Raw genomic sequence first — 26,303 nt, 5'->3', positions numbered from 1 at the left:
TATAATCATACTATAAAATTCGTAAACTTCAAGGAATGACGTTTCAATTTTGAGAAATTGTTTATAATGTTAAAAGGAGGTGAAAACGTCAATGATAAAGTGGATTGTACAGTTGTTTTTTATCATTTTAGGCGGAGCGCTGGGATTAGTATACTTACCAGATTTAATACAATTACTCAATATAGGGGATCTTCCATCAGTTTTTAGCAACTCTTATGCAGGTGCTGTCATTGGAGCGGTACTGTTCTTTCTAGCAACATTTTGGATAACAGATTATATTGTGGATTTTATTCGAATTATTGAAGAAAAGGTAGTTAAAGCACCTGTTGGAGACGTACTATTTGGGGCAATTGGACTGATTATTGGACTTATAATTGCATTTTTACTAACTGTACCTCTGGCTGAGATTAACTTTCCGGTTGTTAGTAACATTCTGCCGATTTTCATTACGATCCTTTTAGGATATTTTGGATTCCAGGTTGGGTTTAAAAAGCGCGATGAGCTTATTAACCTTTTCTCTAACACCAAAGGCAAGGAAAAGAAAAAAGATTCGGATGAAGATGAGATTGATTCCGGATCATCTAAATTAAAGATCCTTGATACAAGTGTCATTATTGATGGTAGAATTGCGGACATATGTCAGACTGGGTTTCTTGAAGGCACGTTAGTTATTCCCCAATTTGTCCTTGAAGAACTCCAGCATATTGCTGACTCATCTGACGTATTGAAACGTAACCGTGGTCGTCGGGGACTCGATATTCTTAATAAGATACAAAAAGAGCTTGAAATAAACGTTGAAATCTATGAAGGTGATTTTGAAGAAATTCAAGAAGTAGATAGCAAACTTGTGAAGCTCGCCAAGCTTGTCAATGGCATGGTTGTTACAAACGATTTTAACTTAAACAAAGTATGTGAACTGCAAAAAGTTCAAGTTTTGAATATCAATGATTTAGCCAATGCGGTTAAGCCGGTAGTTCTTCCTGGGGAAGAGCTTAATGTGCAAGTTATAAAAGACGGGAAAGAATACAATCAGGGCGTTGCGTATCTAGATGATGGTACAATGATTGTTGTAGAAGAAGGTAGAAACTATATAGGCAAAACGATTGATGTTCTTGTAACGAGCGTGTTGCAAACATCAGCAGGGCGGATGATATTTGCGAAGCCCAAGCTACTTGAGAAAGCACTTTAAGCGATAGACAACGGGGGTTCTAGCTTTGAAGTATTCAGTAGTCATTCCTGCGGCCGGTCAAGGTAAACGGATGAACGCGGGAAAAAACAAACAATTTATTATGCTTGAAGGAAAACCGATTATCGTTCATACGATGTCGGTTTTTCAAAGTGATCCACATTGTGAAGAAATAGTGCTTGCTATTAATGAGCGGGAGCACGACGACTTTCGGTCACTTATCGAAGAATATGGTTTAACGAAAGTAAGTCACGTAGTAACTGGTGGGCGTGAGCGGCAACAAAGTGTTTATGAAGGGCTAAAAGCCTTACAGGGAGAAAAGATCGTGTTAATTCACGACGGAGCGCGACCGTTCTTTTCACATGAAGTTGCAAACAAAGTGGCGCTGGCAGCAGCGAATTATGACGGAGCTATTGTCGCTGTTCCGGTTAAAGATACAGTGAAGCAGGTAGATCAATTACAAGTAAAGAGAACAATTGATCGCTCAAGCTTGTGGGCTGTTCAAACGCCACAGGCTTTTCGTCTATCTGTGATTAAGGATGTCCATCAATGGGCGGAAGAGAATGACGTGATTGGAACCGATGATGCAAGTCTAGTAGAAATGAATGGACAAGCGGTGCATGTTATTGAGGGTGACTATTGGAACGTGAAATTAACAACACCTGAAGACTTAATCTTTGCTAGAGCGATATTGCGAGAGAAGAAGGAGAGTGGCATTTGATGCGAGTAGGGCATGGTTTTGATGTACATAAATTAGTAGAAGGACGTCCATGTATTATTGGAGGAGTGACAATTCCGTTTGAGAAGGGTTTACTTGGACATTCCGATGCCGACGTTCTTCTTCATTCCGTTGCAGATGCTTGTCTGGGTGCAATTGGAGAAGGCGATATAGGGAAGCATTTTCCGGATACAGATGAGGCATTTAAAGATGCTGATTCCAAGGAACTCCTTCGTCATGTGTATGGCATTGTAAAAGAAAAGGGATTTGTACTAGGAAACGTGGATGGTACGATTATTGCTCAGCTTCCGAAAATGGCGCCTCACATTTCAGCGATGCGTGAAGTGATTGCTGAATTACTTGAGGCAGACATAAGTCAGGTGAATGTGAAGGCAACTACTTCTGAGAAGCTAGGCTTTACGGGTAGAGGAGAAGGAATTGCGGCTGAAGTAGTTGTGTTGCTTCAAAAAGCTTGACCGATAATTTGACTCTAATGGTAAAATAATAAGACAGTTGAAGATAATAACTAATGGTGGTGGAACAAATGGGAAATGAAGTACGTGTACGTTATGCCCCGAGCCCAACGGGTTATTTACATATTGGGAATGCCAGAACGGCGTTATTTAATTATTTATTTGCTAGAAATCAAGGCGGTAAGTTTATTATTCGCATTGAAGATACGGACCAATCTCGCAATGTAGAAGGCGGCGTTGAGAATCAGCTTGATTACTTAAAGTGGCTTGGCATGGATTGGGATGAAAGTATTGATAAAGAGGGCGAGTACGGTCCATATACTCAAATGGAGCGTCTTGACATTTATACAGAGCACACGAAAGAGCTATTGGAAAAAGATCTCGCATATAAATGTTATTGTACAGAAGATGAGCTAGAAGCGGAGCGTGAAGCACAGCGCGCACGTGGAGAAATGCCTCGATACTCTGGGAAATGCCGACACCTAACTCAAGATCAGCGTGAGAAACTAGAAGCAGAAGGTAGAGAGCCGAGCATCCGTTTTGCTGTTCCGCGCGACAAAGAATATGCATTTGATGATATTGTAAAAGACCGCGTATCTTTTGAATCTAATGGAATTGGCGACTTTGTTATTGTTAAGAAAAATGGTATTCCTACTTACAACTATGCGGTGGCGCTAGATGACTATCATATGAAAATTTCTCACGTTTTACGTGGAGATGATCACATTTCAAACACACCGAAACAGCTGATGATTTACGAAGCATTTGGCTTTGAACCACCTAAATTCGGCCACATGACCCTGATCGTTAATGATCAAAAGAAAAAACTTAGTAAGCGAGATAAGTCAATTGTGCAATACATTGAACAGTATCATGACTTAGGTTTCCTTCCAGAAGCGTTATTTAACTTTGTTACTCTTCTTGGTTGGTCTCCTAAAGGAGAAGAGGAACTATTTACAAAAGAACAGCTGGTTGAGATCTTTGATCCAGAACGCTTATCTACTTCTCCAGCGGTTTTTGATTCACAAAAACTTTACTGGATGAATAATCAATATATTAAACAGTCGAGTCTTGAGCGAGTAGTGGAACTTGCGCTTCCACACCTTGTTGAAGCAGGAAGATTCCCGCTTGAAATGACAGATGAGCAAAAAGAATGGGCTAAAGAATTGATTGCTCTCTATCAAGAGCAGCTTCATTACGGCAGAGAAATTGTTGAGCTTACTGAGTTGTTCTTTAAGCAAGAAATTCAGTATAATGAAGAAGCAATGACAGTGTTGAATGAAGAACAAATTCCTGAAGTGATGCAAGGCTTTTTAGATCAACTGAAGGAAGTTGAAGAATTCGAGCCAGCGGCTATTAAAGCAGCGATCAAGGCTACTCAAAAGGCAACTGGTCACAAAGGAAAAAAACTATTTATGCCGATCCGTGTTGCTACGACAGGTGAAACGCACGGTCCTGAACTTCCGCAGGCGATTGCCTTGCTTGGAAGAGATGCAGTTAATGCCCGTTTGAATCAAGTTCTTGCGATGAGTAAAGCATAAACGATATAGATGTCTACTAACGTTGAAGAGGAAAAGTAAATCAGTGTAATTCTTTATAGAGAGAGCTGTCTGCGGCTGAAAGCAGCTTAAGAATTCACTCATTGAAATGCCCCTCTGAGTCTTCTTTCGAAAGCCAGTATGGTGATTAGTTAGGAGCGGTGCCCCCGTTATCGGTGATAGGAGCATTTCTTGGAAATGTTCGAAGCAGAGTGGAACCACGCGAATGGCGTCTCTGTGTGATGAAAACATCACACAGAGACGCCTTTTTTAGTCCGCGGACTTACCTAGACGGTGGAAATTTCAATTTAACCTTATGGGAGTATGAGGAGAGGGGTGAACACATGTGGAAGACGTTGAAGCAGGATATTGATGTTGTATTTGATCAAGATCCTGCAGCGAGAAGTTATTTTGAAGTTATTTTAACTTATGCTGGGCTTCATGCGATCTGGTCTCATCGCGTTGCACACTGGTTTTGGAAAAAGAAATTCTTCTTCCTTGCAAGAGCTGTTTCGCAAATAAGTCGCTTTTTCACGGGTATTGAAATTCATCCAGGCGCAACAATTGGGGAACGTTGTTTTATCGACCATGGTATGGGCGTAGTAATAGGAGAAACGTGTGAAATTGGAAATAATGTAACGCTGTTTCAAGGAGTTACCCTCGGTGGGACTGGAAAAGAAAAAGGTAAACGTCATCCAACCCTTGAAGATAATACGCTTGTTGCCACTGGAGCAAAAATACTTGGATCGATAACGATTGGAGAAAATTCAAAAGTAGGTGCCGGATCGGTTGTACTTCAGGATGTTCCAGTCAATTCTACGGTTGTTGGTATTCCTGGAAAAGTCGTTATCCAAAATGGTGTTAAAGTACCTCATCATTTAGATCATCATAAAATGCCTGACCCTGTAGCTGATAAATTTAAACAAATGGAACAAGTAATGCGTGACTTACAAGAAGAAGTTCGAACGTTACGAAAGAGGAGTGAAAACGATGGCGATTAAGCTATATAACACATTGACGCAGAAGAAAGAAACATTTCAACCCATTGAAGAAGGAAAAGTAAGGATGTACGTGTGCGGTCCTACTGTTTATAACTATATACACATTGGCAACGCCCGACCTGCTATCGTCTTTGATGTTGTTCGTCGTTATCTTGAGTATCGAGATTATGACGTCCAGTATGTTTCCAACTTTACGGATGTCGATGATAAGTTAATCCGCGCAGCTAAGGAATTAGGCGACGACGTGCCAAATGTCGCTGAGCGTTTCATCACAGCTTATCATGAGGATACGGGAGCACTAGGTGTTAAAAAAGCGGATGAACATCCAAGGGTAACGGAAAACATGCAAGAAATTATCGATTTTATCACGGCTCTAATTGAGAAGAATTACGCTTACGAATCTGAAGGTGATGTGTATTTTAGAACACGTCAATTTGAAGGGTATGGAAAATTATCTCACCAATCCATTGATGAACTTAAGTTGGGCTCCCGTATTGTAGTTGGTGAAAAGAAAGAAGATCCGCTTGATTTTACTTTGTGGAAAGCAGCTAAAGAAGGCGAGATCTCCTGGGCAAGTCCGTGGGGAGAGGGACGACCAGGCTGGCATATTGAATGCTCTGCAATGGCGAAGAAATATTTAGGCGATACGATTGATATACATGCCGGCGGAAAAGACCTTGCATTCCCACATCATGAGAACGAGGTAGCGCAAACAGAAGCCTTAACGGGTCATCCTTTTGCAAATTACTGGCTGCATAATGGGTATATCAATATTAATAACGAGAAAATGTCCAAATCACTTGGGAATTTTGTGCTCGTTCATGATTTGATAAAACAACATGATCCTGAAGCCATTCGATTCTTTATGTTGTCTGTTCATTATCGCAATCCCATTAACTTCGATCATGAACTTTTAGCAAGTGCAAAAACAGGGTTGGATCGCATTAAGGATACAGTGGAGAACTTAGAGCACCGCCTGTTAAATAGCGCAGATCTTGCTGAAGATATTCAGGACTGGAAAGAGAAAATTGAGGACTATCGGAAGCGCTTTGTAACAGAGATGGACGATGATTTTAATACAGCTAATGCGATTTCCATTTTATTTGAACTCTCAAAAGAAGCAAATCTATACCTCCAAGGAACGAATTCTTCTAAAGAAGTACTTGAACAATTTATAGAACGTTTTGCTGATTTTGGGTCAGTTCTAGGTATTACCTTTAAACAGGAAAAGGCACTTCTAGATGAAGATATTGACCAGCTGATTGAAGAACGAAATGAAGCTAGAAAACAGCGTAATTTCAGTAGAGCAGACGAAATTCGCGATGAATTGAAAGAGCAGGGAATACTTCTTGAGGATACTCCTCAGGGCGTTCGCTGGAAAAGGATGTAGCCTATGAAGGAAATTGATGTAAAGCAACTAAATTCTCTTGCACTTGCGTATATGGGTGACTCTGTTATTGAGATTAATGTGCGGAAGCGATTGTTATCTCTTGGGCACATTCGCCCGAATCAGCTGCACCGCACAGCAACAACATACGTTTCTGCTAAAGCGCAAGCTGCTTTTCTTCACCACGTACTGAAGCAAGAGTGGCTATCGGAAGAGGAAGCTGGTGTTGTTCGCAGAGGTCGTAATGCAAAATCGGGAACGGTACCTAAGAATACGAGTGTAAGTACGTACAAATATTCAACTGCTCTTGAAGCGTTGTTTGGTTATCACTACTTACAGGGAAATGAACAAAGAGTCGATGAACTTTTGGAGAAGCTTTTTGAATTTGTAGAACAACCGAAGAAAGAAGTGAAGTGAGATGGAAAAAGAATTCATTGTAGGACGGAACTCTGTTCTTGAAGCGCTGCGATCAGGACATGAAATCAACAAGATTTGGATTAATGAAGGGTCCCAAAAAGGCCCCCTTCAAAATTTGATCCAAAAAGCTAAAGAGCAAAATGTACTCGTTCAGTTTGTACCTAAGCGAAAGCTTGAACAGTTATCTGGCGAAAGTAACCACCAGGGCGTAGTCGCTTCTATCGCCGCTTATGAATACGCTGACCTGGACGATTTATTCAAAAAAGCTGAAGAGTCAGGAGAAGCCCCTTTTTTTCTACTATTAGATGAGATTGAAGATCCTCATAACCTCGGCTCTATCTTAAGAACAGCTGATTCAGCAGGAGCGCATGGCGTTATTATTCCGAAAAGGAGAGCGGTTGGCTTAACATCTACAGTGGCTAAATCCTCAACGGGAGCTATAGAGTATATTCCTGTTGCACGCGTAACGAACCTTGCTAGAACGATGGATGATTTGAAGGAGCGGGGGATCTGGTTTGTGGGGACAGACGCGCAAGGTGGACAAGATTATCGTCAGGCGGATTATGACATGGGAATTGGACTTGTTATTGGAAGTGAAGGAAAGGGAATGGGTCGTCTGATTAAAGATAAATGCGACTTCCTAGTAAGCCTTCCAATGGCTGGAAAAGTAACCTCGCTCAATGCTTCGGTTGCCGCAGGATTAATGATGTATGAGGTTTATCGACAACGTCATCCTCTGGGGGAGTAAAACATGGACGTGCTGTTAGTTGATGGATACAACATAATCGGGGCATGGCCGGAATTGAGATCGTTAAAAGAAAGTGACTTTAGTAAGGCTCGTGAGCTATTGATTGAGAAAATGGCCGAGTATCAAGCTTATACCGGATATCGGGTGATCGTCGTTTTTGACGCTCACCTCTCCCACGGTATTGAAAAACGTCATAGTCAGTATCGAGTCGAAGTGATCTATACGAGGGAAAATGAGACAGCGGATGAGCGGATTGAGAAGATGGCAAGAGAACTCAAAGGAATACGAACGCAAATTCATGTTGCAACGTCAGATTATACCGAGCAATGGGCTATTTTTGGACAAGGAGCCTTAAGGAAATCAGCCCGTGAGCTTTACAATGAAATGCAGGGAATCGAAAAAGGCATCGAAAAAAGTGTCCACACTGAAAATCGGAGAAACCGTTCGCCAGGCCTGCATTTATCAGAAGAAATTAGCGAAATATTTGAAAAATGGCGAAGAGGCGGTAAATAAGCGGTTGACGATTTTTCGACACGTACTGTATAATATTTCTATATAGCGTACTGGTCGGGGGGAACGCATATTGAGTACAGTAGACCTCAAAGAAAGCACGGTAAATCAAGAACAACAGTCAGTAGACCCAAGACACCTGGAACACGTAGCATTCGATCAACTTGATGATGAACTGCTCGTCATCATGGTTCATGAAGGTCACAGTAGAGCGTTGGAACATTTGATTACGAAATACAAAAATTTCGTACGAGCTAAAGCGAGGTCGTATTTTCTCATTGGAGCAGATCGCGAAGACATCATTCAAGAAGGAATGATCGGTCTGTACAAAGCCATTCGTGATTTTAGAGGGGACAAGTTCTCATCTTTTAAAGCGTTTGCCGAACTGTGCATCACCCGGCAGATGATTACAGCTATTAAAACCGCCACAAGACAAAAGCATATTCCGCTGAATTCTTACGTATCACTTGATAAGCCAATCTATGATGAAGAGTCAGATCGGACATTGCTAGACGTCATATGCGGAACCAAAGTGACAGATCCTGAAGAATTAATTATTAATCAGGAAGAATTTGATGACATCGAACTTAAAATGTCTGAAATTTTAAGCGATTTAGAGAGAAAAGTGCTTATGCTTTATCTCGATGGACGTTCTTATCAAGAAATATCGGTTGATTTAAATCGACACGTTAAGTCAATTGATAACGCTCTACAGCGGGTGAAACGTAAGTTAGAACGTTATCTAGAACTTCGGGAAGTCAGCCTTTAATATGGACAAACCTATTAGAAATATTGGGAGAGAGTAGGGCGACGTCCCTACTCTCTTTCTATATTAGGCTCTCTTGGCCTTTATTGACATGCCGAAACGGGCTATGATAAAGTGATAAAAGTAAGAATGTCAATTTTTTGTTAGGTTTGTAAGAACGTCACAGGGTAGCTGAACGTTTTTTTATTTTGCTCTTTTTTTGATATAAGAAAGCTAATATAAATACAAACTTCACTACTGCGCGGCTTAGGAAGGTGTCATTATGCGTAAGAAGGCAGTACTAGCATGTGTTCAATGCAATAGCCGAAACTATACAACTATGAAAAACTCACAGACAAGCCCGGCCCGCATCGAAGTTAAGAAGTATTGCAAATACTGCGATGCTCATACTGTGCATCGTGAAACAAAGTAATGCCTCGCAGGGTGTTTGCTATTAGAGGCAAACGACAAAATAGATTCTCGGGGGAGTTTTCCGCCAGATTAATTGGGGGTAACAAGTAATGGCAAGTATTGTTCAACGTTCTGGTAAGTTCTTTCGTAATGTCGCAAGTGAAATGAAGCGGGTAAGCTGGCCAACGCGTAAGGAATTGACTCGCTATACAATCGTAACTGTTACAACAGTTATTTTTATAGCTGTATTCTTTGCGTTGATTGATCAGGGTATTTCCTCAATAATCCGCCTCATTTTAGGATAGAACGTTATAAAAATTCATTCTCAAGGTTAGAATGAGAGAGTAAATGAGTTGGGGAGGGAAGGACACAGTCCTGCATATATGGAAAAAAGATGGTATGTTGTTCATACGTATTCTGGGTATGAAAACAAAGTAAAGACCAACCTCGAAAAAAGGGTTGAGACAATGGGCATGACGGATAAGATCTTTCGTGTTCTCGTCCCTGTAGAAGAAGAGACAGAAGAGAAAAATGGTAAGAAAAAGACTGTTATGAAAAAGGTTTTTCCTGGCTATGTTATTACAGAAATGGTCATGACGGATGATTCATGGTATGTAGTCCGAAATACGCCTGGTGTTACTGGATTCGTAGGATCAAGTGGCGCTGGATCTAAACCGACTGCTTTGCTACCGGAAGAAGTAGAATCCCTTCTTAAGCAAATGGGAATGGAGCAGCCGAAAGCTGATGTAGACTTTGAACTTAAAGAGAAAGTCAAAGTTAAAGAAGGTCCGTTTGCTGATTTCGTAGGTTCTGTTGAAGGAATCGACATGGATAAGGGTAAAGTAAAAGTTCACGTCAATATGTTTGGTAGAGAAACTCCTGTAGAACTTAATTTCGGGCAAGTTGAAAAGTTCTAATCGAAAAGTCCTTGCTTAACTTTTCGATTAATGATAGAATTTTAATGTTTCATGAGTCTCATACTAATCGAGACATTCAATTGATATATAAGGTGGGAGGGTGTAAACACCCAAATACCACATCACGGACTTAAGGAGGTGTGTCGCGTGGCTAAAAAGGTAATCAAGGTTGTTAAATTGCAAATCCCGGCTGGGAAGGCGAATCCTGCACCACCAGTAGGACCTGCACTAGGTCAAGCTGGAGTTAACATTATGGGATTCTGTAAAGAGTTTAATGCTCGTACTTCTGACCAGGCTGGTATGATCATTCCAGTAGAAATCACGGTTTTTGAAGACCGTTCATTTACATTTATCACTAAAACTCCACCAGCTGCAGTTCTTCTTAAGAAAGCAGCAGGAATTGAGTCAGGTTCTGGTGAACCAAATCGCAACAAAGTTGCGACTGTGAAGCGTGATAAAGTGCGTGAAATCGCTGAAACAAAAATGCCAGACCTTAACGCAGCGAATGTAGATTCTGCAATGCGTATGGTTGAAGGTACTGCACGTAGCATGGGAATTACGATCGAAGATTAATGTTACACAAGCCGTTGCGATTAAAAGGGATTCCTGCCTGTGTTATACAGGTTCGCAACTTTTATTATGATGTCACATTTTGACATCATAAATAGTGGGAGGTTAATCCGCTAAACCACATTCAAGGAGGAACACAAAATGGCAAAAAGAGGTAAGAGATACCAGGAGGCTGCCAAGTTAGTTGAACGTACAACTTTCTATGAGCCTCAAGAAGCAGTTGAACTTGTGAAAAAGACTTCTGTAGGAAACTTTGATGGAACAGTTGAAGCAGCAATTCGTCTTGGAGTAGACCCTAAGAAAAACGACCAGCAGGTTCGTGGCGCGGTTGTACTTCCAAACGGAACTGGTAAAACTCAACGCGTTCTTGTTTTCGCAAAAGGCGAAAAAGCGAAAGCGGCTGAAGCGGCTGGTGCTGACTATGTTGGAGAAGCTGATTATATCGCTAAAATCAATGAAGGTTGGTTTGAGTTTGACGTAATCGTTGCAACTCCAGATATGATGGGCGAAGTTGGTAAGCTTGGTCGTGTTCTTGGACCAAAAGGCTTAATGCCAAACCCGAAAACTGGAACGGTAACGTTCGACGTTGAAAAGGCAGTTAACGAAATCAAAGCTGGTAAAGTAGAGTACCGTGTTGACCGTGCTGGTAACGTCCATGCACCGATCGGTAAAGTATCATTCGAAGCTGACAAGCTTGTAGAAAACTTAAACACACTTGTAGAAACACTTGTGAAAGTTAAGCCTGCAGCAGCAAAAGGTACGTACCTTAAAAACATTTCGGTTACATCTACTATGGGACCTGGTGTTAAAGTTAACGCATCAACTTACCGCTAATAAAATTAGCTGTTGACATTTGCGTAGCTATTAAATATACTTGTAAATGTTGTTTGATAAATTAATACTTTCTGTACCGTAGACAGCAGGGGTGCGATTGCACTTAATATCCTGCCGAGGTGTGAAGTGATTCGATACGTATGTAATCGTAAAGCCTTCATGTCTTCGGATGTGAAGGCTTTTTATATGACCTCATATTCCAGGGCGGTATAGATACATTTCTTTAGGAGGTGGAACTATGAGCAGTATAGTTGAACAGAAGAAGCAACTAGTTACAGAAATCGCAGACAAACTACGTGATAGCCAATCAACAATCTTTGTTGATTATCGCGGACTTGATGTTTCTGAAGTAACTGAGCTTCGTAAGCAATTGCGTGATGCAAACGTTGAGTTCCGTGTTTACAAGAACACAATGACTCGTCGCGCTGCAGAAGAGCTTGAACTTACTGATTTGAATGAACACCTTGTCGGTCCTACGGCAATCGCGTTCAGCAATGAAGATGTTGTTGCTCCTGCTAAAATTTTGAACAACTTCGCTAAGAATCACGAAGCTCTTGAAATCAAGACTGGTGTAATCGAAGGTGGCGTTGTATCAGTAGAAAAGATCAAAGAACTTGCGGACCTACCAAACCGCGACGGACTACTTTCTATGTTGCTATCTGTGCTACAAGCACCGATGCGCAATATGGCACTTGCTACAAAAGCTGTGGCTGATCAAAAGGAAGAACAAGGCGCGTAACATTACCGTCTATCAATTGGTATAAATAAAACAAAAATTAAGGAGGATTTACTCATGGGTAACGAGCAAATCATTGAAGCAATCAAAGAAATGACAGTTCTTGAGCTTAACGACCTAGTTAAAGCAATCGAAGAAGAATTTGGTGTAACTGCAGCAGCTCCAGTAGCAGCAGCAGGTGGCGCAGCAGAAGGTGCTGCTGAAGAGCAAACTGAATTTGATGTAGTTCTTGAAAGTGCTGGAAGCAGCAAGATCAAGGTTATCAAAGTAGTTCGCGAAATCACTGGTCTTGGCTTGAAAGAAGCTAAAGAACTAGTTGACGGCGCTCCAAGCTCTATTAAAGAAGGCGTTGCTAAAGAAGAAGCTGAAGAGCTTAAAGGCAAGCTTGAAGAAGTTGGCGCAGTAGTAGAAGTTAAGTAGTCATTTGTCTGAAACAAAAGCTCGCTTTTAAAAGCGAGCTTTTTGTTATTTGGGCTAATGATTAAGTTGCTAGTAAGGTTGGGTAAGCTGATAGAAATGGCGATAGAAAGAGGGAAAATGATGAGTGAACATTATTATACAAAAAACCCTGGCGTGAAAAGCAATCCAAACAAAATTGTAGCGGAATTGCGAGGGGAACAGTTCCAGTTCACGACCGATTCTGGTGTTTTTTCAAAAAAAGAGATCGATTTTGGGAGTAAGCTTCTAATTGAATCATTTGAAGAACCTGAAGTTGAAGGGGATATTGTAGATGCTGGATGTGGCTATGGGCCAATTGGCATTTCACTTGCTTCTGAATTTCCGAATCGCCGTTTTTATATGCTGGACGTAAATGAGCGGGCTACTGAGCTTGCGACGAAGAACGCAATTAAAAATCGGGTTCATAATGTAATCGTTATGGAGAGTGATCAGTTAAGTGCGGTGAAGGGCAGCATGTTCGCATCCGTCCTTACAAATCCACCTATACGAGCAGGGAAAGATATAGTCCATGGCATACTTGAAGATGCTTATGAAGTATTGAAAGAACAGGGTACGCTTTGGGTTGTGATTCAAAAGAAACAGGGAGCTCCCTCAGCAATTACTAAGCTAGAAGAAATGTTCCAACAAGTTGAAACTGTCGTCAAAAAGAAAGGATACTATATTCTTAAAGCAGTCAAGTAAATTATGAAATTATCCTTTGACTTCATGGACGGCCTATGCTAATATAATATAATGCCAATGATGGATTTTCCAGGCCTTTTTCGCATTCGTGTGCAAAGAGGTATAAAATGCCGTCGTCTGGAAAAACTAATATAATCGTTTATAGTTAAGGGGAAATTTTTATCAATGCCCTTTTTCTTTTTTTGTCCAACGATAGATTCGAATTAACAGAATCTAATTGGACTAAGAAAATAAATACGCTGGATTTGAGGGGTGAATCATTTGACAGGCCAACTAGTTCAGTATGGACGCCACCGCCAAAGAAGAAGCTACGCGCGAATCAAAGAAGTGTTGGATTTGCCAAATCTAATTGAGATTCAAACGGCTTCTTATCAATGGTTTCTTGATGAGGGTTTACGAGAAATGTTCCAGGATATTTCTCCAATCGAAGATTTCACAGGTAATCTTGTGCTGGAATTTATTGATTACAGCCTCGGTGAACCTAAGTATCCCGTGGAAGAAACCAAAGAGCGAGATGTAACCTATTCTGCACCTTTACGAGTAAAAGTACGCTTGATCAATAAAGAAACAGGCGAAGTAAAGGAACAGGAAGTGTTCATGGGTGACTTCCCATTAATGACTGAAACAGGTACGTTTGTAATTAATGGGGCAGAACGCGTAATCGTATCTCAGCTCGTGCGTTCTCCAAGTGTCTACTATAGTGAAAAGATCGATAAGAACGGCAAAAAAGGATATACAGCTACTGTCATTCCAAACCGAGGAGCATGGCTGGAATTTGAAACTGATGCCAAAGATATTGTCTATGTGCGAATTGATCGTACTAGAAAGCTACCAATTACGGTGCTGCTCAGAGCGTTAGGGTTTGGGTCTGATCAAGAAATCATAGATCTCCTAGGTGAAGATGAGTATCTTCGCAATACCCTGGAAAAAGACAACACGGACGGCACAGAAAAAGCGCTTCTAGAAATCTACGAACGCTTACGTCCTGGCGAGCCTCCGACTGTCGACAACGCCAAAAGCTTACTTGATTCCCGCTTTTTTGATCCAAAGCGCTATGATCTTGCAAACGTAGGACGTTACAAGATTAACAAGAAGCTTCACATTAAAAATCGTCTATTCAATCAACGTCTTGCAGAGACACTTGTTGATCCTGAAACAGGCGAAGTGATTGCAGAAGAAGGTGCGATTCTTGATCGTCGCTTACTTGACAGAATTCTTCCTGCCCTTGAGACAAACGTCGGTTTTAAAGATGTTGAGCCTCATGGCGGCGTAATTGAGGATGAGTCAATCGGTTTGCAATCAATTAAAGTTTATGCTCCTGATGATCCTGAAGGAGAAAGAGTAATTAATGTAATCGGGAATGGTGGAGTTGAAACAGGCGTGAAAAACATCACACCTGGCGATATCATTTCTTCTATTAACTACTTCTTTAACCTTCTACATCAAGTAGGAAACACAGATGACATTGACCATCTTGGTAACCGTCGTTTGCGTTCTGTTGGTGAACTTCTTCAGAACCAATTCCGAATCGGTCTATCTCGTATGGAACGTGTTGTTCGTGAACGTATGTCAATCCAGGATACGAACGTTATCACGCCACAAGCGCTAATCAACATTCGTCCTGTTATTGCATCGATTAAAGAGTTCTTTGGTAGCTCACAGCTATCCCAGTTCATGGACCAGACTAACCCGCTAGCTGAGCTAACTCACAAGCGTCGTTTATCTGCTCTTGGACCAGGTGGTTTAACACGTGAACGTGCAGGGTTCGAAGTTCGTGACGTACACTATTCCCACTATGGTAGAATGTGTCCGATCGAAACGCCGGAGGGACCAAACATTGGACTTATTAACTCGTTGTCTTCTTATGCAAGAGTTAATAAATTTGGCTTTATTGAGACGCCTTATCGCAGAGTAGATCCTGAAACAGGTAAAGTGACGGAGTATATTGACTACCTAACTGCCGATGAACAGGATAACTACGTTGTGGCACAGGCTAACGCAAAGCTGCACGAGGATGGTTCATTCCAGGACGAAGATATCGTTGCTCGTTTCCGTGACGAGAACATTATCATCGCTCGTGAAAAGATTGATTACATGGACGTATCACCGAAACAGGTTGTTTCGGCCGCAACGGCTTGTATTCCGTTCCTTGAGAACGATGACTCCAACCGTGCGCTTATGGGTGCGAACATGCAGCGTCAAGCTGTACCATTGATGGTTCCTGAAGCACCAATTGTCGGAACAGGTATGGAGCATGTTAACGGAAAAGATTCCGGTGCTGCTGTTATTTGTAAACATGACGGTTTAGTCGAGTTTGCATCTGCTGCAGAAATTCATGTCCGTCGTATTTCTGTCATTGATGGCCAGGAAGTTAAAGGTGATCTTGACCGCTACAAATTGCTTAAATTCATTCGTTCCAACCAGGGAACGTGCTATAACCAAAAGCCGATTGTTTCAGAAGGCGATCGCGTAGTTAAAGGTGAAATCCTCGGCGACGGCCCTTCAATGGAAAAAGGTGAAATGGCCCTTGGACGTAACGTTCTAGTCGGTTTCATGACTTGGGAAGGTTACAACTACGAGGATGCTATTATTATGAGCGAACGTCTCGTAAAAGATGACGTTTATACGTCAATCCATATCGAGGAGTATGAATCAGAAGCTCGCGATACAAAGCTTGGACCTGAAGAGATCACTCGTGACATTCCGAACGTCGGGGAAGACGCGCTGCGTAACCTTGATGAACGCGGAATTATTCGCATGGGTGCTGAAGTTAAAGACGGAGATATCCTTGTTGGTAAAGTGACGCCAAAAGGTGTTACTGAGCTAACAGCGGAAGAGCGTCTCCTTCATGCTATCTTTGGTGAAAAAGCTCGTGAAGTTCGTGATACCTCGCTCCGTGTACCGCATGGTGGAGATGGAATTGTACTTGACGTGAAGATTTTTAACCGTGAAGACGGCGATGAGCTTCCACCGGGAGTCAATCAACTTGTTCGTGTTTATATTGTACAGAAGCGTAAAATTCATGAAGGAGATAAAATGGCGGGTCGCCATGGTAACAAAGGTGTTATTTCAAGGATTCTTCCTGAAGAAGACATGCCTTACCTACCAGACGGCACACCAATCGATATCATGTTGAACCCACTAGGTGTTCCTTCACGTATGAACATTGGACAGGTACTAGAGTTGCACATCGGTATGGCAGCACGTGCACTCGGTATTCATGTAGCAACACCAGTATTTGATGGAGCACGTGAGGAAGATGTATGGGAAACGTTAGAAGAAGCAGGTATGCCACGTGATGGTAAGACTGTTCTCTACGATGGTCGTACAGGTGAACCATTTGACAACCGTATTTCTGTCGGTGTCATGTATATGATCAAACTTGCTCACATGGTCGATGACAAGCTTCACGCACGTTCTACTGGACCATATTCACTTGTTACACAGCAACCGCTTGGTGGTAAAGCACAATTCGGTGGACAGCGTTTCGGTGAGATGGAAGTATGGGCACTCGAAGCATATGGTGCTGCATACACCCTTCAAGAGATTTTGACTGTAAAGTCGGATGATGTTGTTGGACGTGTTAAAACTTACGAAGCAATCGTAAAAGGCGAAAATGTTCCTGAGCCTGGTATTCCAGAATCGTTTAAAGTTCTAATCAAAGAACTGCAATCACTTGGTATGGATGTCAAAATGCTAGCAAGTGATGAGCAAGAGATTGAGATGAAAGAGTTAGACGATGAAGAAGACCAATCCAGTGAGAAATTAAACTTGAATGTTGGGTCAAATCAGGCGAGTGAGTAAGGGTTAAACCTGAATTCTAAAGGGAGGTAGGCCCCTTGATAGATGTCAATAAATTTGAGTATATGAAAATCGGTCTGGCGTCACCGGATAAAATCCGCTCTTGGTCAAGAGGAGAAGTTAAGAAGCCAGAAACCATTAACTACCGTACCTTGAAGCCAGAGAAAGATGGACTTTTCTGTGAGCGTATCTTCGGACCCACAAAAGACTGGGAATGTCATTGTGGGAAGTACAAGCGTATCCGTTATAAAGGCGTCGTTTGTGACCGTTGCGGAGTTGAAGTAACACGTGCGAAAGTCCGTCGTGAGAGAATGGGGCACATTGAGCTAGCTGCTCCTGTCTCTCACATCTGGTACTTTAAAGGCATTCCAAGTCGTATGGGACTTGTTCTTGACATGTCGCCACGTGCACTTGAAGAAGTCATTTATTTTGCTTCTTACGTTGTCACTGAAGCTGGTGACACACCACTTGAGAAGAAACAACTTCTTTCTGAGAAAGAATACCGCGCATACCGTGAAAAGTATGGCAAAACATTCTCTGCAGAAATGGGTGCGGAAGCAATCCGCAGACTTCTATTTGATATCGATCTTGATAAAGAGGTAGATATTCTAAAAGAAGAGCTTAAAACAGCACAAGGTCAACGTAGAACACGTGCAATCAAGCGCTTAGAAGTACTTGAGGCATTCCGTGGCTCAGGAAATAACCCTTCATGGATGATCTTAGATGTTCTTCCGGTTATTCCACCAGAGCTTCGTCCGATGGTACAACTAGACGGTGGACGGTTTGCAACTTCAGACTTAAATGATCTGTATCGTCGCGTTATTAACCGTAATAATCGTTTGAAGCGTTTGTTGGATCTTGGAGCACCTAGCATTATCGTGCAGAATGAGAAGCGTATGCTTCAAGAAGCTGTCGATGCCCTTATTGATAACGGCCGTCGTGGTCGTCCAGTAACAGGTCCTGGTAACCGTCCTTTAAAATCTCTTTCTCACATGCTGAAAGGGAAACAAGGTCGTTTCCGTCAGAATCTACTAGGTAAGCGTGTTGACTATTCAGGTCGTTCCGTTATCGTTGTAGGTCCTCACTTGAAGATGTATCAATGTGGACTTCCAAAAGAAATGGCGCTTGAATTGTTCAAACCTTTCGTAATGAAAGAGCTTGTATCAAAAGGCCTTGCACACAACATTAAGAGTGCGAAACGTAAAGTAGAAAAAGTTCACCCTGAAGTTTGGGACGTTTTGGAAAACGTAATTAAAGAACATCCAGTTCTTCTAAACCGTGCACCAACGCTTCACAGACTTGGAATTCAGGCGTTTGAACCAATTCTAGTTGAAGGGCGCGCAATTCGTCTTCATCCACTCGTATGTACAGCTTACAATGCTGACTTCGATGGTGACCAAATGGCCGTCCACGTACCGTTATCAGCTGAAGCGCAAGCTGAAGCACGTATCTTAATGCTTGCAGCACAGAACATTCTTAACCCGAAAGATGGTAAACCAGTTGTTACACCATCACAGGATATGGTTCTAGGTAACTACTACCTAACAATGGAACGTGAAGGAGCAGTTGGTGAAGGGTCTGTTTATAAAGATACTAACGAAGCGTTAATTGCTTACCAGAATGGATTTGCACATCTTCATTCTCGCGTAGCGATCCCTGCTGCATCTTTAAATAAATCTGCCTTTACTGAAGAGCAGAACAAGCAATTGCTTGTGACGACGGTAGGTAAGTTGATTTTCAACGAAATTCTTCCGGAGTCATTCCCGTATATCAATGAACCGACGACGAATAACCTTGAAATTGCGACACCAGAGCATTACTTCCTTCCTCACGGAGTGAATGTAAAAGAAGAAATTGCTCAACGCGAACTGATCGCACCATTTAAGAAGGGTATTCTTGGTAAGATTATCGCTGAGGTGTTCAAGCGTTTTAAAGTAACAGAAACGTCTCGCATGCTTGACCGCATGAAAGATCTTGGCTTCAAGTTTTCAACTAAAGCCGGTATTACCGTTGGTGTAGCTGACGTAGTGGTACTTGCTGAGAAGCAAGAAATTGTTCAAGAAGCAGAAGAAAAAGTTGAAAAAGTTCTTAAGCAATTCCGTCGTGGTCTTATTACCGACGATGAGCGTTATGATCGTGTTATTGCGATCTGGAGTAGCGCAAAAGATCGTATCCAGGAAAAACTAATGAATCGTCTCGAAAAAGATAACCCAATCTTTATGATGAGTGATTCTGGTGCTCGTGGTAACGCATCTAACTTTACTCAGCTCGCAGGTATGCGTGGATTGATGGCTAACCCATCTGGACAGATCATTGAACTTCCAATCAAATCCAGCTTCCGTGAAGGTCTAACGGTACTTGAGTACTTTATTTCAACACACGGTGCGCGTAAAGGTCTTGCCGATACGGCACTTAAAACAGCTGACTCAGGTTACCTTACTCGTCGTCTAGTTGACGTGGCACAGGATGTCATCGTACGTGAAGACGATTGTGGTACGGATCGTGGTCTTGAAGTTAGTGCCATTAAAAATGGCAATGAATTAATCGAGGGATTATACGACCGACTTGTAGGCCGTGTTGCCTTTAAGAAAGTTAGGCATCCTGAGACAAATGAAGTACTTGTTGAGAAAAACAACCTAATTACTGAAGACATTGCTACTGAAATCGTGGAAGCAGGTATTGAAAATGTTTATATCCGCTCTGCCTTCACATGTAGCACAAGTCATGGCGTATGTAAGAAGTGTTATGGACGTAACCTTGCAACAGGTACTCGTGTTGAAGTTGGTGAGGCAGTCGGAATCATCGCTGCTCAATCAATCGGTGAACCAGGTACACAGTTGACAATGCGTACATTCCACACAGGTGGGGTTGCCGGAGACGATATTACTCAAGGTCTTCCGCGTATCCAAGAGCTATTTGAAGCACGTAACCCGAAAGGTCAGGCCGTAGTGTCTGAGCTAGACGGAAAAGTGATTGATTTAGCTGAGGTTAAAGAGAAGAAAGAGATTGTCGTTCAAGGTGAAACTGAAACAAGAAATTACCCTGTACCATATGGCGCACGTCTGAAAATTGTTGTCGGAGATGAAGTAAAGGCTGGTCAACCTCTTACAGAAGGTTCGATTGACCCTAAACAACTCTTAACAATTAGCGGTATTGACGGAGTGCAAGAGTATCTTCTAGCTGAGGTACAAAAAGTTTACCGTATGCAGGGTGTTGAAATTGGTGATAAGCACGTTGAAGTAATGGTTCGTCAGATGATGCGTAAGATTCGCGTGATTGATGCGGGCGATACTGAAGTGTTGCCAGGATCCCTTATCGACATTCACCAGTTTAAAGGTGTTAACCGTAAAGTTCTTAGACAAGGCGGTTTGCCTGCAACGGGTCGACCAGTTCTTCTTGGTATTACGAAAGCATCTCTTGAAACCGAATCATTCTTATCTGCTGCATCCTTCCAGGAAACGACTCGTGTCCTAACTGATGCTGCTATAAAAGGTAAGCGTGATGAGCTACTTGGTCTTAAGGAAAATGTTATTATCGGTAAACTTGTTCCGGCGGGTACTGGTATGCAACGTTACCGTAGAATCAATGTAGCAGGCGAAGCTCAAGAGGCTGAACAGCTTTTGGAGCAAGAAGAAACTGCATTAGTTAGTCAAGAATAAACAGGGGAAGTGTTGACATCGGGAGTGCAGGGTGATATTATATCCAAGGTGCTCCCGATAATCCTGTTACTTTGGAGGATATGTTCGTGTCTTATGAAAAAGTATCACAGGCAGATGAATTAATTATTGGGACGAAACAAACTCTAAAGGCCCTCCAGATTGGAGAAGCGAAGGAAGTTTTCATTGCTGACGACGCTGATCGCAGGGTAACTTCTAAAGTTGTTGCACTCGCCGAAGAGAAAAGCATACCTGTTCATCGAGTTGATTCTATGAAGAAACTCGGTAAGGCATGCGGGATTGAAGTCGGCGCTGCAACAGTTACGATAAAAGCATAACCGTTTTTGCCGGGCGAGGCATGCCCTGCCAGGCAAAAACTTTCCTTTTATCTATACATGAACCACCTGGATGTGTGGGCTTGCTATTAACAAAAGAAGGGAGGAAAACAAAATGCCAACTATTAACCAACTTGTTCGTAAAGGTCGCGTTTCTAAAACAAAGAAATCCGATTCTCCAGCATTGAACAAAGGGTATAACAGCTTCAAAAAGTCTCATACAGACCTTTCATCTCCACAAAAACGTGGTGTATGTACTCGTGTAGGTACGATGACTCCTAAGAAGCCGAACTCCGCATTGCGTAAATACGCTCGTGTTCGTCTTACTAACGGAATTGAAGTAACAGCTTATATCCCTGGTATCGGGCACAACCTTCAGGAGCACAGTGTCGTGCTTATCCGTGGAGGACGTGTTAAGGATTTACCGGGTGTACGTTACCACATCGTTCGTGGTGCGCTTGACACTGCAGGTGTTAACGATCGTAGACAAGGTCGTTCTAAATACGGTACTAAGAGACCGAAAGAAGCTAAGAAATAATAGCTATCATTTTATTAAATAATGAAAGGGGGTTAACCCATGCCACGTAAAGGTCCAGTAGAACGTCGTGACGTATTACCAGATCCAATTTACAAATCCAAGCTAGTTACTCGCCTGATCAACCGCCTTATGGTAGACGGTCAGAAAGGTAAAGCTCAGCAGGTGCTATACAAAGCATTCGATCTTATCCAAGAGCGCACAAACACAGAGGCTATGGAAGTATTTGACCAGGCGTTGAAGAACGTTATGCCAGTACTTGAAGTACGCGCTCGTCGTGTTGGTGGTGCAAACTACCAGGTGCCGGTTGAAGTTCGTCCAGAACGTCGTACAACTCTAGGTCTTCGTTACCTTGTGAACTATTCCCGTCTTCGCGGTGAAAAAACTATGGTAGAAAGACTTGCTAACGAAATCATGGATGCAGCTAACAACACAGGTGCTTCTGTTAAGAAGCGTGAAGAACAGCACAAAATGGCTGAAGCAAACAAAGCGTTTGCTCACTATCGCTGGTAATCAGCACACAACCCAAATCCCTTTATAAAAGGAAGGAGAAATACTAATGGCAAGAGAATTCTCCTTAAGAGATACACGTAATATCGGTATCATGGCTCACATCGATGCTGGTAAAACAACAACTACTGAGCGTATTCTTTTCTACTCAGGTCGTATCCACAAAATTGGTGAAACTCACGAAGGTGGATCACAGATGGACTGGATGGAGCAGGAGCAAGAACGTGGAATCACGATCACTTCTGCTGCTACCACTGCCCAGTGGAAAGATCACCGTGTTAACATCATTGACACGCCTGGTCACGTAGACTTCACAGTAGAAGTTGAACGTTCGTTGCGTGTATTGGATGGAGCAGTTGCAGTACTTGATGCACAATCTGGTGTTGAACCACAAACAGAAACTGTTTGGCGTCAAGCTACTAACTACGGCGTACCTCGTATTGTATTCATTAACAAAATGGATAAACTAGGAGCAGACTTCCTTTACTCTACAGGTACACTAAATGAGCGTCTACAAGCTAACGCGCACCCTGTTCAGCTCCCAATCGGTGCTGAAGATGAATTCGAAGGAATCATTGATCTCATCACAATGGAAGCTTTCTATTATCTTGATGATCTTGGTTCACGTACTGAATCACGCGAAATTCCTGCTGAATACAAGGAACAAGCTGAAGAGTACCGTACGAAGCTTATTGAGGCTGTTGCTGAGCTTGAAGAAGACCTTATGATGAAATATCTTGAAGGTGAAGAACTAACAGTTGAAGAAATCAAAGCTGCAATCCGTAAAGGAACTTGTAACGTTGAATTCTACCCTGTACTTTGTGGTTCTGCATTTAAGAACAAAGGCGTTCAGCTCGTTCTTGATGCTGTACTAGACTACCTTCCTTCACCACTAGATGTTCCAGCAATTAAAGGTCATCTAAAAGATTCTGAAGAAGAAGTTATTCGTACTGCTGACGATAATGGTCCTTTCTCTGCACTTGCATTTAAAGTAATGACTGACCCTTACGTTGGTAAGCTTACTTTCTTCCGTGTTTACTCAGGAACGCTTTCTTCTGGTTCTTATGTTAAGAACTCAACAAAAGACAAGCGTGAACGTGTAGGACGTATCCTTCAGATGCACGCTAACTCTCGTGAAGAAATCTCTACTGTATACGCAGGAGATATCGCAGCGGCAGTTGGTTTGAAAGATACTTCAACTGGTGATACTCTATGTGATGAAAAGGATACAGTTATCCTTGAATCTATGGACTTCCCAGATCCGGTTATTTCAGTAGCAATCGAGCCTAAGACTAAGAGTGACCAAGATAAAATGGCTGTAGCTCTAGCTAAGCTTGCTGAAGAGGATCCAACTTTCAAAACTGAAACTAATGAAGAAACTGGACAAACGATTATTTCTGGAATGGGTGAACTTCACCTTGATATCATCGTTGACCGTTTACGTCGTGAGTTTAAAGTTGAAGCAACGGTTGGTGCACCTCAGGTTGCATACCGCGAATCAATCCGTAAAGCTGGTAAGGTTGAAGGTAAATTCGTACGTCAATCCGGTGGTCGTGGACAATTCGGACACGTATGGGTTGAATTTGAACCTAACGAAGAAGGCGCAGGATTTGAGTTTGAAAACAAAATTGTCGGTGGTGTTGTTCCTCGTGAATACATCCCTGCAGTTGAAGCGGGTCTTCGCGATTCAATGGCTAATGGTCTTCTTGCAGGCTATCCACTAATCGACGTAAAAGCTCGTCTTGTTGATGGATCTTACCATGACGTTGACTCCAACGAAATGGCATTTAAGATCGCAGCATCTATGGCTTTGAAAAAAGCTAAAACTGTCTGTGACCCAGCTCTTCTTGAGCCTATGATGAAAGTTGAAGTTGTAGTGCCAGAAGAATATATGGGAGACATCATGGGCGACGTAACTAGCCGTCGTGGACGTGTTGAAGGTATGACTGCACGCGGAAACGCTCAAGTTATCAACGCATTCGTTCCACTATCAGAAATGTTTGGTTATGCAACAACACTTCGTTCTCGTACGCAAGGTCGTGGTACTTACACGATGACTTTCGATCATTACGAGCAAGTGCCTAAATCAATTTCTGAAGAAATCATTAAAAAAGCTACAGGCGAATAATTGTAGCAAACCAACTTTTGTTGTAATCTAAGATAGGCGAGATTGATTTATTCATACGCCTATCTTGGCATAGATAATTTCTTGGTAATCAAAGGAGGAAACACTAATGTCTAAAGAAAAATTCGACCGCTCCAAGCCCCACGTTAACATTGGTACAGTTGGACACGTTGACCATGGTAAAACTACTCTAACAGCTGCGATCACTTCAGTGCTTCACAAGCGTTCTGGTAGCGGTACTGCTATGGCTTACGACCAAATCGATGGTGCTCCTGAAGAGCGCGAACGTGGAATCACAATCTCAACTGCACACGTTGAGTACGAAACTGAAAACCGTCACTATGCACACGTTGACTGCCCAGGTCACGCTGACTATGTTAAAAACATGATCACTGGTGCTGCACAAATGGACGGAGGAATCCTAGTAGTTTCTGCTGCTGACGGCCCAATGCCACAAACTCGTGAGCACATCCTTCTTTCTCGTCAAGTTGGTGTACCTACTCTTGTTGTATTCTTGAACAAGTGTGACATGGTTGACGACGAAGAACTACTTGAACTAGTTGAAATGGAAGTTCGTGATCTTCTATCTGAATACGACTTCGATGGCGACGAAGTTCCTGTAATCAAAGGTTCTGCACTTAAAGCTCTAGAAGGCGACGCTGACTATGAAGCGAAAATCTTCGAACTTATGGATGCAGTTGATGAGTATATCCCAACTCCAACTCGTGACACTGACAAGCCATTCATGATGCCAGTTGAGGACGTATTCTCAATCACTGGTCGTGGTACTGTAGCAACAGGCCGTGTTGAGCGTGGACAAATCAAAGTTGGTGACGAAGTTGAAATTCTTGGTCTTGCTGAAGAGAACAAGAAGACAACAGTTACTGGTGTTGAAATGTTCCGTAAGCTTCTTGATTATGCTGAAGCTGGTGACAACATTGGTGCACTTCTTCGTGGTGTATCCCGCGATGACATTCAGCGTGGACAAGTTCTTGTTAAGCCAGGAACTGTAAAAGCTCACACTAAGTTCCAAGCTGAAGTTTACGTACTTTCTAAAGAAGAGGGTGGACGTCACACTCCATTCTTCGCTAACTACCGTCCTCAGTTCTACTTCCGTACAACTGATGTAACTGGTACTATCGCTCTTCCAGAAGGCGTTGAAATGGTTATGCCTGGAGACAACATCGAAATGACAGTTGAACTTATCGCTCCAATCGCTATCGAAGATGGAACTAAGTTCTCTATCCGTGAAGGTGGACGTACTGTAGGCGCAGGCGTTGTAGCAACAATCACTGAGTAATCTCTTTGATTAACCAAAACACCCGGATTTTTCCGGGTGTTTTTTATTTGGGATTTATGTTAGATTAGAAAAATGAGTTCATTGCAGGTTGATCGGTAACCTCTTGAGAATTCACGAATAGTCTGAAATTGCTTTTAGGCCTTGCATTTTGTGGCTCTGGCCGTTATACTATTAAAAGTGTGCGATCGACATACTTTCTAGATGGACTATCCCTTGCAATTAGGCGATAGGTTTAGTATAATAAGAATGTTGGTCATAAACAGCGATGATGTGGAAGGTTGCTGACACACCCGGCCCCTTTGCCATGGCGAGTGTGTTGGGTTTATTTTCACGGAGAACTGTCTATAACAATATGGGCGATAAAGGAGGGGAAATAATGGCAAAGCAAAAGATTCGTATTCGTTTAAAAGCATATGATCACCGTATTCTAGATCAGTCTGCTGAGAAAATTGTAGAAACAGCAAAACGTTCAGGTGCACAAGTATCCGGACCGATCCCGTTGCCGACGGAAAAATCTGTTTACACAATTCTACGTGCTGTACACAAGTACAAAGATTCTCGTGAGCAGTTTGAAATGCGTACGCATAAGCGTCTAATTGACATCATCGAGCCTACACCACAAACGGTTGACTCGTTAATGCGTTTGGACCTACCGTCTGGCGTTGACATTGAAATTAAACTTTAATATAACGCTAAATAAATTATTTAAA

At 42.3% G+C, this 26,303-nt stretch carries 26 protein-coding genes and 2 other annotated features; all 26 genes read left to right on the top strand.

The window, feature by feature from the left end; genetic code table 11:
* The first annotated feature begins 91 nt into the window (after positions 1 to 91).
* The 26 genes from LCL91_RS20625 (at position 92) to rpsJ (ending at position 26,278) form a co-directional block, all read left to right on the top strand.
* Positions 92 to 1,189 carry a PIN/TRAM domain-containing protein gene (locus LCL91_RS20625; RefSeq protein ID WP_098445951.1) on the top strand — a complete coding sequence of 366 codons (1,098 nt, stop codon included), beginning with the start codon at positions 92 to 94 and terminating at the stop codon, positions 1,187 to 1,189.
* Between the two features lie 25 nt (positions 1,190 to 1,214).
* Positions 1,215 to 1,907, top strand: a complete 693-nt coding sequence (gene ispD, locus LCL91_RS20620; RefSeq protein WP_224885202.1) for a 2-C-methyl-D-erythritol 4-phosphate cytidylyltransferase — start codon at positions 1,215 to 1,217, stop codon at positions 1,905 to 1,907.
* Entirely contained in the window at positions 1,904 to 2,380 is a 477-nt protein-coding gene (gene ispF / locus LCL91_RS20615) for a 2-C-methyl-D-erythritol 2,4-cyclodiphosphate synthase (protein ID WP_224885200.1), read from the top strand. Before ispD ends, ispF begins: the two co-directional genes overlap by 4 nt.
* Positions 2,381 to 2,448: 68 nt before the next feature.
* On the top strand, positions 2,449 to 3,918 hold the full coding sequence (gene gltX, locus LCL91_RS20610; RefSeq protein WP_224885198.1) for a glutamate--tRNA ligase: 1,470 nt from the start codon (positions 2,449 to 2,451) through the stop codon (positions 3,916 to 3,918).
* 13 nt (positions 3,919 to 3,931) lie between these two features.
* Positions 3,932 to 4,155: a binding site (T-box leader), on the top strand.
* A gap of 104 nt (positions 4,156 to 4,259) precedes the next feature.
* Positions 4,260 to 4,916, top strand: a complete 657-nt coding sequence (gene cysE, locus LCL91_RS20605; protein ID WP_224885196.1) for a serine O-acetyltransferase — start codon at positions 4,260 to 4,262, stop codon at positions 4,914 to 4,916.
* Complete coding sequence (cysS, locus tag LCL91_RS20600) at positions 4,906 to 6,306, top strand: cysteine--tRNA ligase (protein ID WP_224885194.1); 1,401 nt, start codon at positions 4,906 to 4,908, stop codon at positions 6,304 to 6,306. The genes cysE and cysS overlap by 11 nt, the downstream gene beginning before the upstream one ends.
* A gap of 3 nt (positions 6,307 to 6,309) precedes the next feature.
* Positions 6,310 to 6,720, top strand: coding sequence for a Mini-ribonuclease 3 (locus tag LCL91_RS20595; RefSeq protein WP_224885193.1), 411 nt, complete (start codon positions 6,310 to 6,312; stop codon positions 6,718 to 6,720).
* A gap of 1 nt (position 6,721) precedes the next feature.
* The gene (rlmB, locus tag LCL91_RS20590; RefSeq protein WP_098445958.1) at positions 6,722 to 7,468 is read left to right on the top strand and encodes a 23S rRNA (guanosine(2251)-2'-O)-methyltransferase RlmB; all 747 of its coding nucleotides are present in this window, start codon (positions 6,722 to 6,724) and stop codon (positions 7,466 to 7,468) included.
* Between the two features lie 3 nt (positions 7,469 to 7,471).
* Entirely contained in the window at positions 7,472 to 7,981 is a 510-nt protein-coding gene (locus tag LCL91_RS20585) for an NYN domain-containing protein (RefSeq protein WP_098445959.1), read from the top strand.
* Between the two features lie 136 nt (positions 7,982 to 8,117).
* The gene (gene sigH, locus LCL91_RS20580; RefSeq protein ID WP_098446597.1) at positions 8,118 to 8,747 is read left to right on the top strand and encodes an RNA polymerase sporulation sigma factor SigH; all 630 of its coding nucleotides are present in this window, start codon (positions 8,118 to 8,120) and stop codon (positions 8,745 to 8,747) included.
* Between the two features lie 259 nt (positions 8,748 to 9,006).
* Complete coding sequence (rpmG, locus tag LCL91_RS20575) at positions 9,007 to 9,156, top strand: 50S ribosomal protein L33 (protein ID WP_098445960.1); 150 nt, start codon at positions 9,007 to 9,009, stop codon at positions 9,154 to 9,156.
* Between the two features lie 88 nt (positions 9,157 to 9,244).
* The gene (gene secE / locus LCL91_RS20570) at positions 9,245 to 9,439 is read left to right on the top strand and encodes a preprotein translocase subunit SecE (protein WP_098445961.1); all 195 of its coding nucleotides are present in this window, start codon (positions 9,245 to 9,247) and stop codon (positions 9,437 to 9,439) included.
* Between the two features lie 78 nt (positions 9,440 to 9,517).
* The gene (gene nusG, locus LCL91_RS20565) at positions 9,518 to 10,051 is read left to right on the top strand and encodes a transcription termination/antitermination protein NusG (RefSeq protein ID WP_098445962.1); all 534 of its coding nucleotides are present in this window, start codon (positions 9,518 to 9,520) and stop codon (positions 10,049 to 10,051) included.
* Positions 10,052 to 10,198: 147 nt separating this feature from the next.
* Positions 10,199 to 10,624 (top strand): 50S ribosomal protein L11, encoded by a 426-nt coding sequence (rplK, locus tag LCL91_RS20560; protein ID WP_048313309.1) that lies wholly within the window; start codon positions 10,199 to 10,201, stop codon positions 10,622 to 10,624.
* 138 nt (positions 10,625 to 10,762) lie between these two features.
* Positions 10,763 to 11,455 (top strand): 50S ribosomal protein L1, encoded by a 693-nt coding sequence (gene rplA, locus LCL91_RS20555; RefSeq protein ID WP_224885189.1) that lies wholly within the window; start codon positions 10,763 to 10,765, stop codon positions 11,453 to 11,455.
* A 58-nt stretch (positions 11,456 to 11,513) separates the two neighbouring features.
* Positions 11,514 to 11,649, top strand: a sequence feature (ribosomal protein L10 leader region).
* A gap of 44 nt (positions 11,650 to 11,693) precedes the next feature.
* Positions 11,694 to 12,194, top strand: coding sequence for a 50S ribosomal protein L10 (gene rplJ, locus LCL91_RS20550; RefSeq protein ID WP_160921565.1), 501 nt, complete (start codon positions 11,694 to 11,696; stop codon positions 12,192 to 12,194).
* Positions 12,195 to 12,248: 54 nt separating this feature from the next.
* On the top strand, positions 12,249 to 12,611 hold the full coding sequence (gene rplL / locus LCL91_RS20545) for a 50S ribosomal protein L7/L12 (protein ID WP_098445965.1): 363 nt from the start codon (positions 12,249 to 12,251) through the stop codon (positions 12,609 to 12,611).
* Between the two features lie 120 nt (positions 12,612 to 12,731).
* Positions 12,732 to 13,331, top strand: coding sequence for a class I SAM-dependent methyltransferase (locus tag LCL91_RS20540; protein ID WP_224885187.1), 600 nt, complete (start codon positions 12,732 to 12,734; stop codon positions 13,329 to 13,331).
* 261 nt (positions 13,332 to 13,592) lie between these two features.
* Positions 13,593 to 17,135 (top strand): DNA-directed RNA polymerase subunit beta, encoded by a 3,543-nt coding sequence (gene rpoB / locus LCL91_RS20535; RefSeq protein WP_224885185.1) that lies wholly within the window; start codon positions 13,593 to 13,595, stop codon positions 17,133 to 17,135.
* Positions 17,136 to 17,170: 35 nt separating this feature from the next.
* Positions 17,171 to 20,791, top strand: coding sequence for a DNA-directed RNA polymerase subunit beta' (rpoC, locus tag LCL91_RS20530; RefSeq protein WP_224885183.1), 3,621 nt, complete (start codon positions 17,171 to 17,173; stop codon positions 20,789 to 20,791).
* 86 nt (positions 20,792 to 20,877) lie between these two features.
* Positions 20,878 to 21,126, top strand: a complete 249-nt coding sequence (locus LCL91_RS20525) for a 50S ribosomal protein L7ae-like protein (protein WP_098445969.1) — start codon at positions 20,878 to 20,880, stop codon at positions 21,124 to 21,126.
* A 112-nt stretch (positions 21,127 to 21,238) separates the two neighbouring features.
* Positions 21,239 to 21,661, top strand: coding sequence for a 30S ribosomal protein S12 (gene rpsL, locus LCL91_RS20520; protein WP_048313317.1), 423 nt, complete (start codon positions 21,239 to 21,241; stop codon positions 21,659 to 21,661).
* Positions 21,662 to 21,700: 39 nt separating this feature from the next.
* The gene (rpsG, locus tag LCL91_RS20515) at positions 21,701 to 22,171 is read left to right on the top strand and encodes a 30S ribosomal protein S7 (RefSeq protein ID WP_098445970.1); all 471 of its coding nucleotides are present in this window, start codon (positions 21,701 to 21,703) and stop codon (positions 22,169 to 22,171) included.
* A 46-nt stretch (positions 22,172 to 22,217) separates the two neighbouring features.
* On the top strand, positions 22,218 to 24,296 hold the full coding sequence (gene fusA / locus LCL91_RS20510) for an elongation factor G (RefSeq protein ID WP_224885181.1): 2,079 nt from the start codon (positions 22,218 to 22,220) through the stop codon (positions 24,294 to 24,296).
* Positions 24,297 to 24,402: 106 nt separating this feature from the next.
* The gene (gene tuf / locus LCL91_RS20505; protein ID WP_224885179.1) at positions 24,403 to 25,593 is read left to right on the top strand and encodes an elongation factor Tu; all 1,191 of its coding nucleotides are present in this window, start codon (positions 24,403 to 24,405) and stop codon (positions 25,591 to 25,593) included.
* A 376-nt stretch (positions 25,594 to 25,969) separates the two neighbouring features.
* Positions 25,970 to 26,278: a 30S ribosomal protein S10 gene (gene rpsJ, locus LCL91_RS20500; RefSeq protein ID WP_098445973.1), complete on the top strand. Its 309-nt coding sequence runs from the start codon at positions 25,970 to 25,972 to the stop codon at positions 26,276 to 26,278.
* Positions 26,279 to 26,303: the final 25 nt, after the last annotated feature.

The organism is Guptibacillus hwajinpoensis, from assembly GCF_020171785.1.
Lineage (GTDB): Bacteria > Bacillota > Bacilli > Bacillales > Guptibacillaceae > Guptibacillus > Guptibacillus sedimenti.
Note: the sequence above shows the minus strand (reverse complement) of the source record. Positions and strands in the feature narration are given on the sequence as shown.

Excerpts from the sequence above, each read along its gene's own strand:
- rplA (WP_224885189.1), top strand. The coding sequence starts at position 10,763 with ATGGCAAAAAGAGGTAAGAGATACCAGGAGGCTGCCAAGTTAGTTGAA.
- rplJ (WP_160921565.1), top strand. The coding sequence starts at position 11,694 with ATGAGCAGTATAGTTGAACAGAAGAAGCAACTAGTTACAGAAATCGCA.
- fusA (WP_224885181.1), top strand. The coding sequence starts at position 22,218 with ATGGCAAGAGAATTCTCCTTAAGAGATACACGTAATATCGGTATCATG.
- rlmB (WP_098445958.1), top strand. The coding sequence starts at position 6,722 with ATGGAAAAAGAATTCATTGTAGGACGGAACTCTGTTCTTGAAGCGCTG.
- nusG (WP_098445962.1), top strand. The coding sequence starts at position 9,518 with ATGGAAAAAAGATGGTATGTTGTTCATACGTATTCTGGGTATGAAAAC.
- LCL91_RS20540 (WP_224885187.1), top strand. The coding sequence starts at position 12,732 with ATGAGTGAACATTATTATACAAAAAACCCTGGCGTGAAAAGCAATCCA.
- rpsG (WP_098445970.1), top strand. The coding sequence starts at position 21,701 with ATGCCACGTAAAGGTCCAGTAGAACGTCGTGACGTATTACCAGATCCA.
- rplL (WP_098445965.1), top strand. The coding sequence starts at position 12,249 with ATGGGTAACGAGCAAATCATTGAAGCAATCAAAGAAATGACAGTTCTT.
- rpsJ (WP_098445973.1), top strand. The coding sequence starts at position 25,970 with ATGGCAAAGCAAAAGATTCGTATTCGTTTAAAAGCATATGATCACCGT.
- cysE (WP_224885196.1), top strand. The coding sequence starts at position 4,260 with ATGTGGAAGACGTTGAAGCAGGATATTGATGTTGTATTTGATCAAGAT.
- cysS (WP_224885194.1), top strand. The coding sequence starts at position 4,906 with ATGGCGATTAAGCTATATAACACATTGACGCAGAAGAAAGAAACATTT.
- tuf (WP_224885179.1), top strand. The coding sequence starts at position 24,403 with ATGTCTAAAGAAAAATTCGACCGCTCCAAGCCCCACGTTAACATTGGT.
- rpmG (WP_098445960.1), top strand. The coding sequence starts at position 9,007 with ATGCGTAAGAAGGCAGTACTAGCATGTGTTCAATGCAATAGCCGAAAC.
- gltX (WP_224885198.1), top strand. The coding sequence starts at position 2,449 with ATGGGAAATGAAGTACGTGTACGTTATGCCCCGAGCCCAACGGGTTAT.
- rpsL (WP_048313317.1), top strand. The coding sequence starts at position 21,239 with ATGCCAACTATTAACCAACTTGTTCGTAAAGGTCGCGTTTCTAAAACA.
- LCL91_RS20595 (WP_224885193.1), top strand. The coding sequence starts at position 6,310 with ATGAAGGAAATTGATGTAAAGCAACTAAATTCTCTTGCACTTGCGTAT.
- secE (WP_098445961.1), top strand. The coding sequence starts at position 9,245 with ATGGCAAGTATTGTTCAACGTTCTGGTAAGTTCTTTCGTAATGTCGCA.
- LCL91_RS20585 (WP_098445959.1), top strand. The coding sequence starts at position 7,472 with ATGGACGTGCTGTTAGTTGATGGATACAACATAATCGGGGCATGGCCG.
- LCL91_RS20625 (WP_098445951.1), top strand. The coding sequence starts at position 92 with ATGATAAAGTGGATTGTACAGTTGTTTTTTATCATTTTAGGCGGAGCG.